The 18,211-nt window shown below is 33.2% G+C and carries 21 protein-coding genes; 8 read left to right on the top strand and 13 right to left on the bottom strand.

Annotated features, from left to right (window positions below):
• Positions 1-205: 205 nt before the first annotated feature.
• Positions 206-1,195, top strand: coding sequence for an NAD(P)/FAD-dependent oxidoreductase (locus AB1282_RS08875; RefSeq protein WP_056468688.1), 990 nt, complete (start codon positions 206-208; stop codon positions 1,193-1,195).
• A gap of 307 nt (positions 1,196-1,502) precedes the next feature.
• On the opposite strand, the gene AB1282_RS08870 is transcribed toward AB1282_RS08875, so the two are convergent.
• The 3 genes from AB1282_RS08870 to AB1282_RS08860 form a co-directional block, all read right to left on the bottom strand.
• Positions 1,503-1,856 carry a HesB/IscA family protein gene (locus tag AB1282_RS08870; protein WP_056468693.1) on the bottom strand — a complete coding sequence of 118 codons (354 nt, stop codon included), beginning with the start codon at positions 1,854-1,856 and terminating at the stop codon, positions 1,503-1,505.
• On the bottom strand, positions 1,857-2,723 hold the full coding sequence (gene dapF / locus AB1282_RS08865) for a diaminopimelate epimerase (RefSeq protein WP_429898915.1): 867 nt from the start codon (positions 2,721-2,723) through the stop codon (positions 1,857-1,859). It lies immediately after the preceding gene.
• Positions 2,724-3,069: 346 nt separating this feature from the next.
• Positions 3,070-3,306: a YuzB family protein gene (locus AB1282_RS08860; protein WP_056468696.1), complete on the bottom strand. Its 237-nt coding sequence runs from the start codon at positions 3,304-3,306 to the stop codon at positions 3,070-3,072.
• 196 nt (positions 3,307-3,502) lie between these two features.
• Here AB1282_RS08860 and AB1282_RS08855 point away from each other — a divergent pair, with 196 nt between their 5' ends.
• Positions 3,503-4,570 carry an NAD(P)/FAD-dependent oxidoreductase gene (locus AB1282_RS08855; RefSeq protein ID WP_056468701.1) on the top strand — a complete coding sequence of 356 codons (1,068 nt, stop codon included), beginning with the start codon at positions 3,503-3,505 and terminating at the stop codon, positions 4,568-4,570.
• A 72-nt stretch (positions 4,571-4,642) separates the two neighbouring features.
• Here the strand turns inward: AB1282_RS08855 and AB1282_RS08850 are convergent, their stop codons facing one another.
• The 3 genes from AB1282_RS08850 to AB1282_RS08840 all read right to left on the bottom strand — a co-directional run bounded on the left by AB1282_RS08850 (position 4,643) and on the right by AB1282_RS08840 (position 7,114).
• Positions 4,643-5,608, bottom strand: a complete 966-nt coding sequence (locus tag AB1282_RS08850) for an SPFH domain-containing protein (protein WP_216600069.1) — start codon at positions 5,606-5,608, stop codon at positions 4,643-4,645.
• Positions 5,609-5,623: 15 nt separating this feature from the next.
• Positions 5,624-6,043, bottom strand: a complete 420-nt coding sequence (locus AB1282_RS08845) for an NfeD family protein (protein ID WP_056468704.1) — start codon at positions 6,041-6,043, stop codon at positions 5,624-5,626.
• Positions 6,044-6,811: 768 nt separating this feature from the next.
• The gene (locus tag AB1282_RS08840; protein WP_049819759.1) at positions 6,812-7,114 is read right to left on the bottom strand and encodes a DUF1462 family protein; all 303 of its coding nucleotides are present in this window, start codon (positions 7,112-7,114) and stop codon (positions 6,812-6,814) included.
• Between the two features lie 122 nt (positions 7,115-7,236).
• Here AB1282_RS08840 and AB1282_RS08835 point away from each other — a divergent pair, with 122 nt between their 5' ends.
• Positions 7,237-7,464, top strand: a complete 228-nt coding sequence (locus AB1282_RS08835; RefSeq protein ID WP_025671774.1) for a NifU family protein — start codon at positions 7,237-7,239, stop codon at positions 7,462-7,464.
• Positions 7,465-7,506: 42 nt separating this feature from the next.
• Here AB1282_RS08835 and yutH read toward each other — a convergent pair whose 3' ends face one another.
• Positions 7,507-8,505, bottom strand: a complete 999-nt coding sequence (gene yutH / locus AB1282_RS08830; protein ID WP_056469027.1) for a spore coat putative kinase YutH — start codon at positions 8,503-8,505, stop codon at positions 7,507-7,509.
• Between the two features lie 744 nt (positions 8,506-9,249).
• Between yutH and AB1282_RS08825 the strand changes: the two genes are divergently transcribed.
• Positions 9,250-9,771: a phosphatidylglycerophosphatase A family protein gene (locus tag AB1282_RS08825; protein WP_056468706.1), complete on the top strand. Its 522-nt coding sequence runs from the start codon at positions 9,250-9,252 to the stop codon at positions 9,769-9,771.
• A 117-nt stretch (positions 9,772-9,888) separates the two neighbouring features.
• On the opposite strand, the gene AB1282_RS08820 is transcribed toward AB1282_RS08825, so the two are convergent.
• Positions 9,889-10,659: a TIGR01457 family HAD-type hydrolase gene (locus AB1282_RS08820; RefSeq protein ID WP_056468709.1), complete on the bottom strand. Its 771-nt coding sequence runs from the start codon at positions 10,657-10,659 to the stop codon at positions 9,889-9,891.
• 86 nt (positions 10,660-10,745) lie between these two features.
• Complete coding sequence (locus AB1282_RS08815) at positions 10,746-11,195, bottom strand: DUF86 domain-containing protein (RefSeq protein WP_056468712.1); 450 nt, start codon at positions 11,193-11,195, stop codon at positions 10,746-10,748.
• A 149-nt stretch (positions 11,196-11,344) separates the two neighbouring features.
• Here AB1282_RS08815 and glpX point away from each other — a divergent pair, with 149 nt between their 5' ends.
• Together glpX and AB1282_RS08805 are read left to right on the top strand one after the other, a co-directional pair.
• On the top strand, positions 11,345-12,313 hold the full coding sequence (gene glpX / locus AB1282_RS08810) for a class II fructose-bisphosphatase (RefSeq protein WP_056468716.1): 969 nt from the start codon (positions 11,345-11,347) through the stop codon (positions 12,311-12,313).
• A 15-nt stretch (positions 12,314-12,328) separates the two neighbouring features.
• Positions 12,329-12,598 (top strand): DUF3055 domain-containing protein, encoded by a 270-nt coding sequence (locus AB1282_RS08805; protein WP_025672291.1) that lies wholly within the window; start codon positions 12,329-12,331, stop codon positions 12,596-12,598.
• Between the two features lie 363 nt (positions 12,599-12,961).
• On the opposite strand, the gene AB1282_RS08800 is transcribed toward AB1282_RS08805, so the two are convergent.
• Positions 12,962-13,237, bottom strand: a complete 276-nt coding sequence (locus tag AB1282_RS08800; protein ID WP_056468720.1) for a YutD family protein — start codon at positions 13,235-13,237, stop codon at positions 12,962-12,964.
• Positions 13,238-13,328: 91 nt separating this feature from the next.
• Here AB1282_RS08800 and AB1282_RS08795 point away from each other — a divergent pair, with 91 nt between their 5' ends.
• Positions 13,329-13,940, top strand: coding sequence for a YhcN/YlaJ family sporulation lipoprotein (locus AB1282_RS08795; RefSeq protein WP_056468723.1), 612 nt, complete (start codon positions 13,329-13,331; stop codon positions 13,938-13,940).
• Between the two features lie 43 nt (positions 13,941-13,983).
• Here the strand turns inward: AB1282_RS08795 and lipA are convergent, their stop codons facing one another.
• Entirely contained in the window at positions 13,984-14,868 is an 885-nt protein-coding gene (lipA, locus tag AB1282_RS08790; RefSeq protein WP_056468726.1) for a lipoyl synthase, read from the bottom strand.
• Between the two features lie 178 nt (positions 14,869-15,046).
• Between lipA and AB1282_RS08785 the strand changes: the two genes are divergently transcribed.
• The gene (locus tag AB1282_RS08785; protein WP_429898914.1) at positions 15,047-16,036 is read left to right on the top strand and encodes a M23 family metallopeptidase; all 990 of its coding nucleotides are present in this window, start codon (positions 15,047-15,049) and stop codon (positions 16,034-16,036) included.
• Between the two features lie 118 nt (positions 16,037-16,154).
• Here the strand turns inward: AB1282_RS08785 and yunB are convergent, their stop codons facing one another.
• Together yunB and AB1282_RS08775 are read right to left on the bottom strand one after the other, a co-directional pair.
• Positions 16,155-16,991, bottom strand: a complete 837-nt coding sequence (gene yunB / locus AB1282_RS08780) for a sporulation protein YunB (protein ID WP_056468732.1) — start codon at positions 16,989-16,991, stop codon at positions 16,155-16,157.
• Between the two features lie 107 nt (positions 16,992-17,098).
• On the bottom strand, positions 17,099-18,199 hold the full coding sequence (locus AB1282_RS08775; protein ID WP_429898913.1) for an HD-GYP domain-containing protein: 1,101 nt from the start codon (positions 18,197-18,199) through the stop codon (positions 17,099-17,101).
• Positions 18,200-18,211: the final 12 nt, after the last annotated feature.

Genomic DNA, 18,211 nt, shown 5'->3' with positions numbered 1-18,211 from the left:
TTTTTGTGTAAGATTTCAAGCATAAATCTAATCGGTAGAATTCTCAAAATATTAAACTAAATTAAGTTTTTTTAGATTCACACCTTTGTTTTATTAAAGATTTCTACAATAGTTTAATTACCATTTTTTTATTTTATCGGCATAAAATATGATATTATTCTATTATAGATGACATGCATTTATACATAAGGGGGGCATTCCGTTTATGAAAGACGAAAAAGTATATGATATAACGATTATTGGTGGCGGACCGGTTGGTTTATTCACTGCTTTTTATGGTGGAATGCGACAAGCTAGTGTAAAAATCATTGAAAGTTTACCACAGCTTGGCGGTCAATTATCTGCACTTTACCCTGAAAAATATATTTATGATGTTGCTGGCTTTCCAAAAGTACGCGCTCAAGAGTTAATTAATAACTTAAAAGAGCAAATGAAAAAATTTAATCCTACCGTTTGTTTAGAGCAATCAGTTCAAACAATTACTAAAGGTGAAGATGGAGTATTCCATTTAGTTTGTAATGATGGTTTTGAGCATTATACAAAAGCTATAATCATCACTGCAGGAAATGGTGCATTCCAACCACGTAAACTTGAAATCGCAGGTTCTGAAAAATTCGAAAAAGCAAACCTACATTACTTCGTAGATGACATGAATAAATTTGCTGGTAAACGAGTTATTGTTTTCGGTGGCGGAGATTCTGCTGTAGACTGGTCATTAATGCTTGAACCCATCGCTGAAAAAGTAACACTAGTTCACCGTCGTGATAAATTTAGAGCTCATGAGCATAGCGTTGAAAACTTAATGCACTCTAAAGTAGAAGTAACAACTCCTTGGATCCCTGTTGCAATCGTTGGTAAAGAACGTATTGAAAAAGTTGTTCTTCAAAATGCAAAATCTGAAGATCGTATTGAAATCGAAGTTGATGATGTAATCGTTAACTATGGTTTTGTTTCTTCTCTAGGACCAATTAAGAACTGGGGTCTAAACATTGAAAAGAATAACATTGTTGTTAACTCACGCATGGAAACAAATATTCCAGGTATTTATGCTGCTGGAGATATTTGTATATATGATGGAAAAGTTAAACTAATTGCTTCCGGGTTTGGTGAGGCACCAACAGCAATCAACCATGCTAAAACATATATTGATCCAACTGCGAAAGTACAACCTGGACATAGTTCTTCAATGTTCTAAAATATAGATTTTAATCATAAGAACTGTCTTTTTATAGGCAGTCTTTTTAAAAAATACTTTGTGATACATTGAACATTCTACAACGCAATTCGTGAACCATTTCACAACAAACTGCTTAAAAAATCATTTCAAATTTATATCTACACTATATAATAGTACACAAATTCAAAAAAGATTCAATAATTTACCCCAAATTTGTAAAAATATTAACAAATGAGAATTTGGCCTAGTTTGTTTGATTGAAAAAATAGGATACAAAAGTATCCTATTTTTGATTAAAAATTTCTTCAATTAGAAATTCTTATTATTAGCACTCTTCAGGTGTACCAGCATTTGAAGCTGTTCTAAAGCTTGAACCACATCCACATGATGCGATTGCATTTGGATTATCGATTGTAAATCCTCCACCTAGTAACGACTCTTTAAAATCAATAACAACACCTTTTAAAATAGGAGCACTTTCATTATCAATTAAAAACTTAATGCCATAATATTCTAATTCTGTGTCATCATCATTTTTTTGTGGATCGAAACCAAGTCCATATGAAAGTCCAGAACAACCTCCACCTTTTACACCTAAGCGAACAAAAGTATTTTGGTCTTCTTCGTTTTCAATCATTTCTTTAATTTTTAATCCTGCTTGTTCAGTAACTGTAATCATTTATATCACTCCTCTTTGAGTATAGTATATGCCTTTTGTTATTGTAACTGCTGGGCCTTTCATCCATACATCCCCATCAGTAGACCAAGTAATTTGTAAATCTCCACCTTGTAGGTGAACAGTTATTGGTTCATCTCGTTTATATTTACCTTCTTGTATCATAGCGACTGCTGCAGCACATGCCCCTGTTCCACAAGCTTGAGTTACACCTGAACCTCGCTCCCATACAACGAAATTTATCTCATTATGCGGCAAACATTCGATAAATTCAACATTTACGCTTTCCGGAAATAAATCATGTTTTTCAACAATTGGACCTAAAGTTGTTAATGGTGCTTTTTTAATATCACTTACTTCAAAAACAGCATGTGGATTGCCCATCGAAACAGCTGTAAATTCATAGCTTTTTTCTTCAAATAAAAATCTGTCCCTAGCATATTCCTGGTCATCACCAATCATTGGGATTTGTGATCTTTGGAATATTGGTTTACCCATATTTATTGTTACTTGATTAACAATATTATTTTCAACATGTACTGTTGCTTTAACAATTGTACTTATCGTTTCAATCTTAAATGAAGTATTATTTGCAATTCCATTTTCAAATGCATATTTAGCTACACATCTTAGTCCATTACCACAATTTTTAGCTTCTGATCCATCATTATTAAATACTCGCATTTTTACATCTGCAACTTCTGATGGACAGATTAATATCATTCCGTCACTACCAATTCCTGTATTAACATTTGAAACTTCAACTGCAATTTTAGACAGCTCTTCTTCTCTTAAATTTTCTTCAAACATATTGACATAAATATAGTTATTTCCTAGCCCATGCATTTTTGTATAACGAAAAGAATTCATTTTCATGACTCCTTACTTTTTTTATTACTACAAGTATAAAATTTAAATGAATTGAGCACAATAAGAACATCCCCCGTTTCTCGATATAGAAACATTTTAAGAGCTTCACTTAGGTGAATGCTCATTTTTTTTGCACTAATTTTGCTAAATAATTAAAAATAGTGTACGTAATAAAAATAATATTGGTTAATGTAATCAATCTAAAGAATAGTAATTTTTTCCTATTAGTGAAATATTTAATTTAGTGAATGAATGAGGGATGTAAAAGGGATTATGTGGAAAACTAAAATATTGTTGAAATAGCTCGAAAAATAGAAAAAGCACTGTTAATTATTAACAGTGCTTCTTATATCAACATATTTTCTTCTAAGAAAATATAAATATTATCTACTAGCTCGGTTGCCGTTTCTCCAGTTACTACTTCCCCTTCAACTAGTGCAAAAAGTGATAGACTACATTTTCCACAATATCCAAGGCAGCCATATTCTAGTATGTCTAGATTTGGATCACGTTCAAGCTGTTCTAAAGCTTTTTGTGCACCGTCTGCTAGGTTTTTTATACAAAATTCGACTAATGGTCTCACTATTTTTCACTCCTTGCTCCTCATAAAGTTACTCTTTTTTTTTTAAAACGTCAATCCTTTTGAGAATAAATGGAATGAGCTTTATTTTACCGAGTTAGGCGTTGTTATTTTAACATAAAATATATATAATATAATTGTCGAAAAATAGAAAAATTTTTTCATTCAACGCTAATAAAACAAAAGGGGAACATCAACTATGAAAAACCTCGTATTACTAGGTGCCGGATATGGAAATATTCGTGCTTTGTCACGTCTATTAACATCTGATTTACCTGAGGATGTTCATATCACATTGATTGATCGAAATTCTTTTCATTGCTTTAAAACTGAGTATTATGCATTAGTTGCAGGTACGGTTCCAGAGCAACATATTAGAATACCAATACCAACTCATGAGAAATTAAAGGTGGTATATGGAGATATTACTACAATTGATACGGCAAACAAGAAAGTAGAATTAAGCAATGGAAAATCAGTTTCTTATGATGATTTGATTATCGGTTTAGGTTGTGAGGATAAATACCATAATGTACCTGGTGCACCAGAACATACCTATAGTATTCAAACAATTGAAAAAACAAGAAACGCTTATGAAAATGTAAACAGTCTACCTCCTAATTCAGTAATCGGTGTTGTAGGTGCTGGTTTAAGTGGTGTAGAAGTAGCTAGTGAATTAAGAGAAAGTAGAAGCGATTTACAAATTTTACTTTTTGATCGTGGAAGCCGAATTTTATCAATGTTTCCAGAAAAACTTAGTTATTATGTACAAAACTGGTTTATTGAGCACGATGTAAAAATTGTTAGCAATTCAAACATTACAAAAGTTGAGAAAAATACTTTATTTAACCATGATGATGAAATTCATTGTGACGCTGTTATTTGGACAGCGGGAATTCAACCAGTTGAAGTTGTCCGCAATTTAGACGTAGAAAAAGACAATACAGGAAGAATCGTTGTAACAAAATATCATCACATGCCAAACGACGAGCATGTTTATGTAGTGGGAGATTGTGCATCATTACCATATGCACCTTCTGCACAGCTTGCTGAAGCTCAAGCAGAACAAATCGTTATGATTTTACAAAAGAAATGGAAAGGTGAAGACCTTCCAGAAGAAATGCCTAAAATAAAATTAAAAGGTATTATGGGCTCATTAGGTAAAAAACATGGTTTTGGACTATTCAATGAACGCCCACTAATCGGACGTGTTCCAAGATTAATTAAGTCTGGAATCTTATGGATGTATAAATACCATAACGGTTGATGATTAAATTATCTTTTTAGCTATACTTATATGCAAAAAAGCCCCTTAACTTAATTGTTAAAGGGCCTTTTTTTATTCTGTTTTGTCAGATTTAATAACTTCTTTTACACTTTCAACCATTCCTAAAAGCTTTGTAGCGTCTGTCGGAATAACAAGTTTTGATGCATGACCATAAGCTACTTTTTCTAAAGCTTCCATTGAACGCAATTGAACCATTTCTTTAGTTGGCTCTGCATTTCTCCAAACATCTAACACAACTTGTTCCCCTCTAGCTTTCGCTTCGGCAAGTTTAATGATTGCTTCCGCTTCCCCTTCAGCGCGTAAAACTTGAGAATCTTTATCTCCTCGAGCTTTTTCAACTTGGCTTAAACGTTCCCCTTCTGCTTCAAGAATTTTTGATTGCTTTTCTCCTTCCGCTTTCAGGATTTTTGATTCTTTTTCACCTTGTGCATTTAATACTTTTTCACGACGTGTACGTTCTGCTTGCATTTGTCGCTCCATCGCATTTTGTATATCAACAGGTGGAATAATATTTCGGATCTCTACACGATTAACCTTCATTCCCCATTTATCAGTTGCTTGGTCAAGAATTGCACGGAGTTTATTATTAACTGTATCACGACTTGTTAAAGTTTCATCTAAATCTAATTCCCCTATTAAGTTACGTAATGTAGTAGCAGTCAAATTGGAAATCGCAGACAGGGGATTAGCAATTTCGTATTCATGACGCACAACATCAGTTACTTGATAAAAGACAACTGAGTCTACTTGGATACTAACATTATCTTTTGTAATCATCGATTGTGGTGGAAAATCTACCACAGTCTCACGCAATGTTTTTTTACTAGCTACACGTTCAACAAATGGCATTACAACGTGGATTCCACTCTCTAATTTACGATGGAATTTCCCTAATCGTTCTACAAGATATACTTCAGATTGTCTAACAATACGAATACTTGATAACAAAAGTAACACAACGAATAAAACAATAATACCAATAATAATTGGACCAACCATAGAACTTACATCAGACATAACACTTCTCCTCAATTAGTTATTTTTCACGTATAAAGTTGCACCTTCTATTTTTGTTACAATTACCTTTTCATTTAATAATAAAGGTTCTGTTGAACGGATCGTCCATTCATCTCCATAAACTTTAGCTGTTCCTACTGTATCATCCTCTAATTCAACAGAAGCTACAACGAGCTCTTTACCAATTAATGCATATACTCCATTTTCAATCGTTTTTTGCTGGTGGATTCTTTTTGCAAATTTCTTTGTACTAAGCCATAAAATTAGTGCACTAATAACAAAAACGATAAAAGTAAAGGTGTTGGATCCTGTTAAATAATTTACAACTGATGCTAGAATGCTCGCAATACCAATCCATAAGAATACAAAGGTTAATGAAAACATTTCGATGATAATTAATAAAACTCCAATTACAAATAAACTAATTGCAACCATTCCACCCCTCCTCCCAATTCTATATATATGCCAAAAATTGCAATTTATTTGTTTTACACTTCTATTCTATCATGTAAATCTTCAGCATTTTACATAAAATAGTGAATTTTATTAAAACATTTTAATTTTTTTGGAAAAGAATCAATTACAATAAGCACCCAACAAAAAGCAATTTATAATCAATAAAAACCCCCTTACATTTTTGTAAGGGGGTTTCAGAGTGTTGAAATATAAAATGTTCAATAGGAAAAACGGCCATTAAATGAACATTTATTTAATGATGAATTATTTTTTTTGGATGATCTATTAATGGTTTTAAATGTTAGTATATTTGAGCTATTTGATTCCAATAACACTAGTAATGATTTATTTCAAAAGTTAAAAATATTAAGAGCTAATTTTTGGAAAAACAAATTCAATTTTTTATTTAAATAATGTTCGAAATTAATTGACCTACAAGCTGACTAATATACAACAGTTAAGTTACTCTAAGTAAAGGCTATTTGATTAGGATTTATTGCAGACTTTTTTTGATGAATAAGTTGATTGGAACGAAAGGGGTGCTCGACTCCTATGGGATATGCGGGAAGGCTGAGACCCCGCAGGCTTGCCGAGGAGGCTAAAGAATCTCGCCACATGGAAAGCGAGCATCTTGTAGTGGAAATCAACATCACTCTACTCCTTTTACGAAAATTTGGAATTTAATTGACGGTTTTTTTTTTCAACAGCGTAAAAACCCCTTAAATTCATGTAAGGGGTTTTAATTCATTATAGTTCAATAGCGTTATAAACATCTTTTAATTTTGGATTACCTTCACCAACAACATTTCCATTTACTAGTACTACCGGATAGAAAAACTCATCATTTCTAACTCGTTCAGCGAAATCTTCTTTTTCATTATTTTCTACATTAAATATATCAATGTATTGAAAATCAAAGGCTAAGTCAGGATATTTTCTTTGAAGTGCAGCTTGAAGCCATTCAAAAGTTTCAATTGATGATGGCATTCCTACACAACTTGCACATATTACTTCAGCTCCAAAAACTTCCACTAAAATTTTATTACTCATTTTCTCCTCCTAGCATACAATAAGAGTGTGTCCAAAAATAATTTCAAACACACAAAGTACTCTGTAATAGATTTTTTCCTCTTAACTGATTATAATAAAATTAGTGAAAGGAGTCGATATGAATGGACATGAAAGAACAAGTACAAGAAGTTTTAGATAAATTAAGACCGTTTTTACTACGCGATGGTGGAGACGTTGATTTAGTTGATATTGAGGATGGAATTGTTAAACTTCGCCTTTTAGGTGCATGTGGTAGCTGCCCAAGTTCAACTATTACATTAAAAGCTGGTATTGAGCGAGCTTTATTAGAAGAAGTACCTGGTGTAATTGAGGTAGAGCAAGTATTCTAATATATTTTCAATACTAAAAGAGAGGGTATAAAACCCTCTCTTTTATTTTAGCCATTTAATTTCTCTAATCCCTAACTTAGCAGTTGGTAATCCGATTAAATCATAAAACCCACCTAAAAAAGCTTCAAACTCACTAGTGTTCTCAAGATAATTAACTAACTTACGTTCATACCTTTTCCGATCCGCATCGCTCCTTGCCAAATAATATCCTTCGATTGTTTCAAAGTAATGTACTGGAAAAAGAAGTCTTGCAAATAACAAACGCCACGCAAAAGTAGATAATGGACTTTTCTTTTCATAACCATAAAAGAATGAAAGGATTTTCTTTTGATAATTTTCATGATTCTCTAAATATTCATCCCTAACCCATTCAGCAAGGTCTCTGCTTGGATGATCATAAATCCATTCAATCGGTACTTTTGCAAAATGAATTTCTTTCTGTCTTCGTTCAGTCATTTTTTGATGACAAATTGTTGCTGCATCAACAACTTGGGGAGTATCATCTAATTCAGTGTCTACAACATATTGAATCGCATTTTCAGTCATTCCGAGATAATAGGGAAAAGATTCAATAAATATTTGTTCGAAAAAATTTTCAGGATGGCTATTCACTTTACTTTGCCAAAATCTTTCTAATTGCTCTAAACGTTTTTCCCATAAATTCTTCCATTTCCCAATCCTATTTAATCTTTTCAATTCATCTGAATATTTTTTCCCTCTTAAATGAAAAATTGCTAGTTCTTCACCGTTATTATTACTGCGTTCATTTTGTCTGTTACTCTTAAATAAAGAATAATTATTTCCATCAATCTTACTCACATAGTACCCTTGAACATTTTGAACAAAGGTTGCGACCGATTGATCTCCAGTTGAGCTCATAAAATCACTTAAACTCTTCATTTCTTGCAAATCATCTTCTTTTAAATTTCCAATAGGAGCAAGAAAATACACCCTATTCCGCTGCCAAAACATGTAATATGACTGGACTTGAAGTAATTCAGCTGGTTGAATTTGATAATGAGTAAACATGTCTTGAATGATGTTTTGGTTGCGAATAAACATCATCACTCACATCCTTCTTATAACTACTTATTAATATATATGTCACAAATCCAAAAACCTGTACCCTACTTTTTCACTTTCCCTATATAAAACCGAATGGCCATACACAAAAAAGGAGAGAATGACGTAGTATATATGAAAAGTGGAGGCGGGTTGGTCAGCCCCGACAAGCATAAGACAAAGGCCAAGAAAAGTTGCTTTTTACTTTTATTGGACTTTGGCTTATGACCTCGAGGGGCTACCCGCCGGAACTAGACATCACGAAAAGTGGAGGCGGGTTGGTCAGCCCCGACACCTCGAGGGGCTACCCGCCGGAACTAGACATCACGAAAAGTGGAAGCGGGTTGGTCAGCCCTGACAAGCATAAGACAAAGGCCAAGAAAGATTGACCTCGTGGGCTACTCGCTGGAACAAGGCATCATGATATGTGGAGGCGGGTTGGTCAGCCTCTACAGGCATTTTACGCAGGGGGTTAATCTCCTGAACTGTACTTTCCAAAAATATGAAGGCAAGTAGATTAGCAAATAAGACATAAGTAATAAATTTTTTACTATGTTTTAGCTTTTTTTATAAAGGGGAATTATGTTCGATATCGAATCATATATAATTAATCCTCTTATTTCTTAAAAATAATTTATAGTAAAAGTTTTACTTATTTTATGAAATCTCCATTTTAGTTATTTTTATAGTAATTAAATCAATCGATAAGGAAAAGGTGATGAAATGGAATATTTAAATCACGATTTAGAAAAGACTGCATTATCGTTATTAGAAAAAAGAGGTGTTACGCTCGATGACATTGCTGATTTAGTTTTCTTTTTACAGAATAAATATCATGAAAATTTATCTTTGGATGAGTGTAAACACAATGTACAGAGGGTCTTGACAAAACGTGAGATACAAAACGCCATCATTACTGGTATTGAATTAGATATTTTGGCAGAGCAAGATAAACTACAGGAGCCTTTGTTGGCTATTATCAAAAAAGATGAAGGCCTTTATGGAATTGATGAAATAATTGCCTTATCAATTGTAAATGTATATGGTTCAATTGGATTCACGAATTACGGTTACATCGATAAATTAAAACCTGGAATTTTAGAACGATTAAACGATAAATCAACAGGCTTAGTAAATACATTTTTAGATGATATTGTTGGAGCGATTGCAGCTGCTGCATCTAGCCGACTTGCGCATCGTGCCGCACATAAAAAGGCTGATCAAATTAAAGCTGAAGATGAATAAAAAAGAGTGGTCTCATAAGTCAATCTACATTTGAGACCACTTTTTCATTTGAAATAACACAAAGACCCCACAAGTAAATTAATTACTTGTGGGGTTTTTCAAGTCTAGATAGTTTCCTTAAATATATTTAATCCACTCTTCTAATGAGTCAACTGAATAAGTTGGCTGTGTTTCGTAATTTGACAACATATCTTTAGTCGTAACACCAGTATGAACAATTAATGTGTCAACACCAGTATTAATCCCAGCCATGATGTCTGTATCATAATAATCACCAATCATTAATGTGTCCTCTTTTGCAACACCAAGAACTTTTAATGCTTGCTCCATAATAATTGATTCAGGTTTTCCAATGAAAATTGGTTTTACTGTAGTAGATACGGCTATAACAGATGTTAGTGAACCATTACCAGGTAATAAACCTCTTTCAGTCGGTATCGCTATATCGCCATTAGTAGAAATAAATGTCGCACCATTTCTTACAGCTATACAAGCCTTTGCTAATTTCTCATAATTAATACTTCGATCTAAACCACTAATTACAAAATCAGGGTTTTCATCTTTAATTGTTAAGCCAACTTCTTCTAAGGCATACTGTAAGCCCTCTTCACCTATCATATAAACAGTAGCATCTGCCTTTTGTTCTTTTATGTAATTTGCTGTGGCATTACTTGTTGTAAAGACCTGTTCTTTTGTAGTTGGTATATTAAAGGAATTAAGTTTATCAGCAACTTGTTCTGGTCTACGTGTAGAATTATTTGTTACAAATAGATATGGAATATTTTTTTCCTTTAGAGCCTTAATAAAAAGACTAGCTTCCTCAATTTGCTCCTCACCACGATACATAGTTCCATCTAGATCGATTAAGTATCCTTTATATTGTTTCATATTGCCACTCCTTACTAGTCAAGCTGTCTCACTCGGTAAGACATGAAAACAGCATTAGTATCAATTTTTTCATAGAAAAATTAAGATTATTTTTCCTCATCACTACTAAAAGCATTAATTACTCCTAGTTCTTTATCAAGAAAAGCTTGAACCGAAACCGGAAATTCCTTATATGCTTCTATATTTTCGCTTAATGTCGTCACTATTTTTTCTGTAATTGAAGATGTGTAATCCTGTAATAAATGTTTTCGAATTGGAATTAATTTTTTTATTGATTCCCCAATTGATGCAGTTATAACTTTTTCATCCATTAGAATATCAACAATATCATCATAACTTCCTGGGTCCCTCATTATAAAGCCATCAATCATTGTATTTCCAATATCTAACATACTGTCTATCAAAAGATGTGTCATTCTTTCCAAAGCTAGTTCTTCTAGCTTATTTTTTGGATGGCTGTTTGACGCATAAAATTCAAGCATTGAATTTAATATTTCAATTCGATCTAATATGTTTTGACGATTTACAAAGTACATATGTACACTTCCTTCTCAATTCTATCTTCTACATTTTATGGACTTATATTTATTTTATAGCTAAATTCGAAAAAAATCGACAAATGAAAGCGTTTCTTAACGATTTTTGTTATATTATATAGGTGAATATTTTTCTGGGGGTTGGACTTTTGGAGCGTGAATTAGCACTTGAGATTGTAAGAGTTACTGAAGCAGCTGCCCTTGCCTCTGCGCATTGGATGGGACGCGGTAAGAAAAATGAAGCTGATGACGCTGCTACTTCTGCAATGCGTTCGATGTTTGATTCAGTGAATATGGCGGGTACTGTAGTAATTGGTGAAGGTGAACTCGATGAGGCACCAATGCTTTATATAGGTGAGAAATTGGGAACTGGTAATGGACCAGAGGTAGACATTGCAGTCGATCCTCTTGAGGGAACAAATATCCTTGCAAAAGGCCATGCAAATGCAATGGCAGTAATCGCAATTTCTGATAAAGGTAACTTACTACATGCACCTGACATGTATATGGAAAAAATAGCTGTAGGTCCTCGTGCTGCAGGTAAAATATCATTAGATGATCCGATTGAAAAAACAATAGATATTATTGCTGAAGCAAACAATAAACGTGTACAAGATTTAACGGTAATTATTCAAGAACGTCCTCGTCATGAGGAAATCATTGAACGAATTCGTGAAAAAGGTGCTCGAGTTAAATTATTCGGTGATGGAGATGTTGGTGCTGTTATAGCTACAGCATTACCTCAAACAGGAATCGATCTCTTTGTAGGTACTGGAGGCGCACCAGAAGGGGTTATAGCCGCTGCAGCGATAAAAGCCCTTGGCGGTGACATGCAAGCTCGATTAGTACCAATGAATAAAGAAGAAGAACTACGTTGTATGGATATGGGTCTTAATAACCCAAGACAATTATTAACATTAAATGATTTAGTAAAAGGTGACGATGCAATTTTTGCAGCTACAGGTGTTACTTCAGGTGAATTACTTGAAGGTGTTACTTTCTTAGGTGGAGACTTAGTCGAAACTCATTCAATTGTAATGAGAAGTAAAACAAAAACTGTGCGACATATTAAAGCTCATCACCATTTAGGATACAAGCCAAATCTTATTTTAGTATAATGGAGGAATAAAAAAATGTCAGAACGTTTTTTCTTATATGATGACACTATTCAAGCAAAGACTCGCTTTGTAAGCTTTATGGGAGAAGAGCAAAGACATGATCTTGCTTTAGTATACTCTGATCGTCATTATGGCAAAGTTATGATTATGGATATGCAAAGTAATCGATTTGCAATTATTGGTTCGGATGATTTAAAAGAAGAAGGTTACTTAGAATTTGCTTTCGGAATATCTGAAGAAAAGGCTGCTGAATTATTAGATTTCCTTAGTGAAATTATTTTCTAATTTTTCGTTCCTGTGGATAAATAATTTATTTTTACTAAATAATCTGAAAAATAGTGGATAACTAAAGAGTTGTCCACTTTTTTGTGTGATTAAGTCTTTAGTTATTCACATTCTTGTTGAAAGATTCAAACTTATCCACAAGGTTTTTATTGTTTCAAAAAATCAAAAAACATTTTATCCACAAAATTTGTTTATGATAAAGATCAGACAACTTTCCTTAAAAATTCTGGTGATCCCCTTTACAAACAAAAAAATGATAGGTTCCCCTATCATTTCGGTATATAAACAAAGTTATATAAACTTGATTTCAGACTGATTGCAAGCGTTTGGCGGGCAGTCTGAAAAAATGGGGTTACCCATCATTTAATTTTTTACTTTCTTAACTACAAAATATTTACATCCAAAATTACAGTACTCATAAATATATTCACGTAATGTACTTATTTTTGAATCATATGGAACATTTTTTTGAGAATCATCAAAAAATCCTCTAAGTCTTAGTTGCTCATAGCCCCAATCCCCAACAATGTAATCATACTTTGAAAGGATCTCTGCATATCTCGCTTTAAAGGCTTCTTCATTGAATCCTTCACGGTAATCTTCAACTACTTCATAGCAAATATTCTGTATGCAAACCAATTTGTATTCTCCTTCCTTTTACTCCCATAAATATGTAACCAATATTTTGGCATACTAATTTTACAATGATTATTAAAAGGTGGTATTTAATATGCGTAAATATTTAGTTTGTTTATTAACCTTATTTTTATTAACAGGATGTTCATTCGGTCCAAGTCATTCGAGACAGTTCGATTATGAGGACGTAACATATAAAAATGAACATCGATCAAATCCAACACCTAAACAATTGAATACAAAGCCGATGGATTTAGGCGATGTAAATGCTAAAATGTCAAATAACTCTTACAAAGATTATGGCTTTTCTAGACTACAAAAGCAAGATGTTTTAGGTAAAGATGGTGAATATACATTAACAATTGATAAACAAGAAGTATCAAAATTCATTTCTTATTTAGTTGTAAAGCTTCCTGATATAGACGATGCTGCTACACTAGTTACAGACCAAGAGGTATTGATTGCTTATCGATCTGATGGTGATAAAAAACTAGCTAGAAAGCAAGTTGAAAAAACAGCACAATCAGCGCTTCCTAGTTACTATCATATCTTTACTTCAAATTCGATAAAAAATATTAATAATATTGAGGACCTAAATAAATATGGTCAACTTAATGATGGTCAATTAGAGCAACAAATACAAGATTTAGCTCAAGGTTTTGATGTAGATAAACAAAGCATGCATTTTGATCAGATTTCAAAATAAAAAATAAAAGCACTAGCATGGGCTAGTGCTTTTTGCTTTTTTATTATGCTTGCTTAGCAGCTTCAACTTGTTCGTCAGCATGGTATGATGAACGAACTAGAGGACCAGCCTCACAGTGTGAGAATCCTTTTCCTAATGCAACTTCTTTTAGCGCTGCAAACTCGTCAGGAGTATAGTATTTTTTTACAGATAAATGAGTTTTCGTTGGTTGTAAATATTGACCTAATGTAATGATATTTACACCTGCTGCACGTAAATCATCCATAGCTTCGTAAATTTGCTCATTTGTTTCACCTAAACCAAGCATGATGCTTGATTTTGTAGGGATGCTAGGGTTAATTTCTTTTGCTCTACGTAAAAATTCTAGTGATCTTTCATACGTAGCTCTTGCACGAACACGTGGTGTTAATTCTCTTACTGTTTCAATATTATGGTTCATAATATCTGGTTTTGCATCCATTAGCATTTTAAGGTTTTCAAATTTCCCACCCATATCAGACGGTAAAACTTCAATTGTAGTAAATGGATTTGCTTTTCTAACTTCTCTAACAGTTTCTGCAAATACAGCTGCTCCACCGTCTCTTAAGTCATCACGAGCAACCGCTGTAATTACTACGTGCTTTAAGTTCATTTGTGTTACTGATTCAGCAACACGAACTGGTTCTTGTAGATCAAGCTCAGTTGGTAAACCAGTTTTAACTGCACAGAAACGACATGCACGAGTACAAACCGCACCTAAAATCATAAATGTAGCTGTTTTTCTTACAGCCCAACATTCATGGATATTTGGACAACGAGCTTCTTCACAAACAGTGTGAAGATTTTTTGAGCGCATCATTTTCTTTAATTCTGTGTAAGATTCATTTGTGTTTAATTTTATTTTTAGCCACTCAGGCTTTCTTAAATATTCTTCCTTTTTTGATGCCATTTGAAATTCCTCCAACGTTTATTCGTTTACGACATATTTCATTTTTTTCTTCCAATAGTTTATATATTACTACATTTTTCACGGATATGAAAAACTTTCGTTTGATTATCCCTATAATTTCCATTTATGAAAGTTGCTTCTTTAACCAAACTATATATGTAAATCAATTTAAAGGATGATGGTTTTGAAAAAAATAATTGTACTCTTTAGTATGGTGGTTATGTTCATTGTGCCATCATTTACAAATGCAGAAGAAATTGATCAAGCTCAGCTTAATAAAGAACGAATGGCCTTATATAAAAAAGGTGAAACACTAACCTTTATTCCTTGGTATTACTTTGCTGCGATCGATACTTATGAACGCAATGTCCGCAGTGTAAGAAACGATATACCAAAGCGCCAAAATGGTGTCCTCTCAATTTATATCAAGCCAGAGGATTGGAGCGGGCTTTCAAATCCGGTTAAGAAAGACACATACGCCCCTACAATCCATTTATTTAGCGGAATTGGTTTAGATGGAAATAGTGATGGAAAAGCTTCACTAGAAGATGATGAGGATATTCTATACACTTTCATTCATCGATTACATTTCTATGGGCCATCCAGGCAATATATCCGAATGATGCTATGGGATTACTACCAAAGAGCAATAACTGTTGATATTATCGATGAATATGCCCGTTTATATCAGTATTACGGAAAGTTAAATATAGAAGGTAATGCGTTCCCATTACCAATTCACAGTACACATAGTTATCGAAGTACATGGGGTGCCCCTCGAAGCTTTGGCGGACGAAGAGTTCATGAAGGTACTGATATATTTGCAAATTATGGTACTCCTGTAAGGTCCACATGCTATGGAATTATTGAAACAAAGGGCTGGAATCGCATTGGAGGATGGAGAATCGGAATTCGAGACTTAAATAATAATTATCATTACTACGCTCATCTAGGGGGCTTTAACAAAGACATTCAAAGAGGGCAAGTAGTAGAGCCAGGAACACTCATCGGTTATGTTGGAAGTACTGGTTACGGACCTCCAGGGACATCTGGAAAATTCCCTCCGCATTTACACTATGGTATATACAAAGACAATGGTTACGCAGAGTGGTCTTTTGATCCTTATCCAAGATTAAGTCTTTGGGAGCGTCAAGATAGAAACAAATAAAAAAACTCGTCGATTTCCGAGTTTTTAGGCGAAGCCAAAGGAGTAGTTGAGTAATGTAAAATAAAAAAGCAGACTAATTTATACTGGTGTACTAAGTTAGTCTGCTCTATTTTTAAATTTATTTTTTTCCGTTTGTTGTTGATGGAGTTTGTGGTATGGTTTGTTGAGTATTTGGAGTAAATGGAATATAACTAGGAACTTCTCCATCGATGATTTCAGTAGCAATTGGGACTTGTACTTTCACCTTTGTTGATTTCGTACTAAACGGGATAATTACATTCATATTTACTTCTACATTCATAATAATTTCGACTACAGAATTATCAAACCCAAATGGCTTAACTTCCTGTGTAACATTTGCCACTGCATCACCGACTACAGAAAAACGAACTGGTATAGTAGGTCCAAGTTTTCCTAGTAATACTGTATTTGTAACGACTCCAATCGGTACTTTTAAATAAAGTCCATCATGATCTGCCTTCATTTTGTTCATTTCTGATTTTGATAAAGATAAAAATGATATATCTCCATTTTCAACTCTACGTATATTTTCTTCAACGTGCTGAGTAGTGGAACCAATTATTTTATTAATTAAGTATGTATTTGTACTAATTACTGCTTTCCCATTTTCATCGACATCCCGAATGATAATATCCTGACCCTGTAATTCCTTAGAGGCTGATTCATATGCTTCGTTTATGACTAGGGATGCAATTCGTCTTGTTTGTTTCTCAGAATATTTCAAAATGGTCGGGGTGAAAATTTTATCAATTTGCCAAAAAGCATAAAAGGAAAAAAATAGTAAAACAATACTAATAACTACATATTTATTTGGAAATATATTACGAATTGATTCTGTTATTTGAGTTGAACCAGTTTTATATCCGCCAAAAGATTTTCTTTTTGAAACAAAAAATTTATTTTTTGGAACACGTCTGTACTTAAATCTTTTCATCGTATCCATGCCCCCTTACTAATGGGTATGCATGTCATTGCTTGTTCATTCTTAATGGATTTGTACAAAAACAATAAAAAAGATGCCTCAGTAATTTCTGTCATTTATTAATAAATGCTTTGTTTTATTGTTTGATCACACTCGATAATCTCTAATTTTAACTCATTATAAAGATTCACTTCATAAGGAGTACTTACCTTTCTTCCGTTTTCTTCAAATATCCGTACAACTGGACGATCTGTAGAAACATCATTTTGCCTGAAAACAATTCCGCGTCTACCATCACTCAATTTTACGTATAATCCCGTTGGATAAATGGTTAGTAGATCATTAAAAATGCTGACTAATCTAGCATCAAATAATTTATCACTTCCACTATTTAATAATGTTAATCCTTCATGCGGAAGCATTGCTTGTCGATAAACTCGATTTGAAGTTACAGCATCAAAAAAGTCGGCAATCCCAATAATCTTTGAAAAAAGATGCATTTCCTCACCAAATATTCCTTTTGGATACCCGCTCCCATTGATCCTTTCATGATGCTGTAATGCACAGTCTGCAATTACCGGATGAATAGTAGGTACTTGTCGTAGTATATCGTATCCAGCAATGGTATGTTGTTTAATGTACGAATATTCTTCTTCAGTTAAACGGTCGCGTTTATTTAAAATCTTTTTTGGTATGACCATCTTCCCAATATCATGTAAAAGTGCACCTAATCCAAGTAAATTAAGCTGGATTTTACTTAAATCTAAAATCGTTCCAATTCCTAAAGAATACATAGCTACATTTAGTGAATGTCTAAAGATACACTCATCATATATTATTAAGTCAGCTAATAAAGATAAAACATCATTCTGTTGCCATAATTCATTATGCAGTGACTTTATAATTTCTTTAAGCCTAGATTCGTTTTTTTCTAAAGATAGACATCTTAAATATAAATCTTCGCTAATTAATTTAACAAAAGCATCTTCTATTTTTTTCGTGATTTCAATGCGAAGTTTATTTGATACTTTCTCTTCCGTTAAGCGTTCTGATAATTGAGCATGTACTAAAACAAATGGAGTAGCTAATTTATGTATTTGCTTAATCATCTCTTCTGTTAAAGGAATATTTGCATTTACGATCATTTTTCCATGTTCAGTATAAACCGGCATTCCTAAGATCGTACCTGGAACAAGTGTTGATGCTTCAACAACTCTCATTGTTTTCTCCTT

It is taken from the genome of Gottfriedia sp. S16(2024), from assembly GCF_050473765.1.
Classification (GTDB): domain Bacteria; phylum Bacillota; class Bacilli; order Bacillales; family Bacillaceae_G; genus Gottfriedia.
Note: the sequence above shows the minus strand (reverse complement) of the source record. Positions and strands in the feature narration are given on the sequence as shown.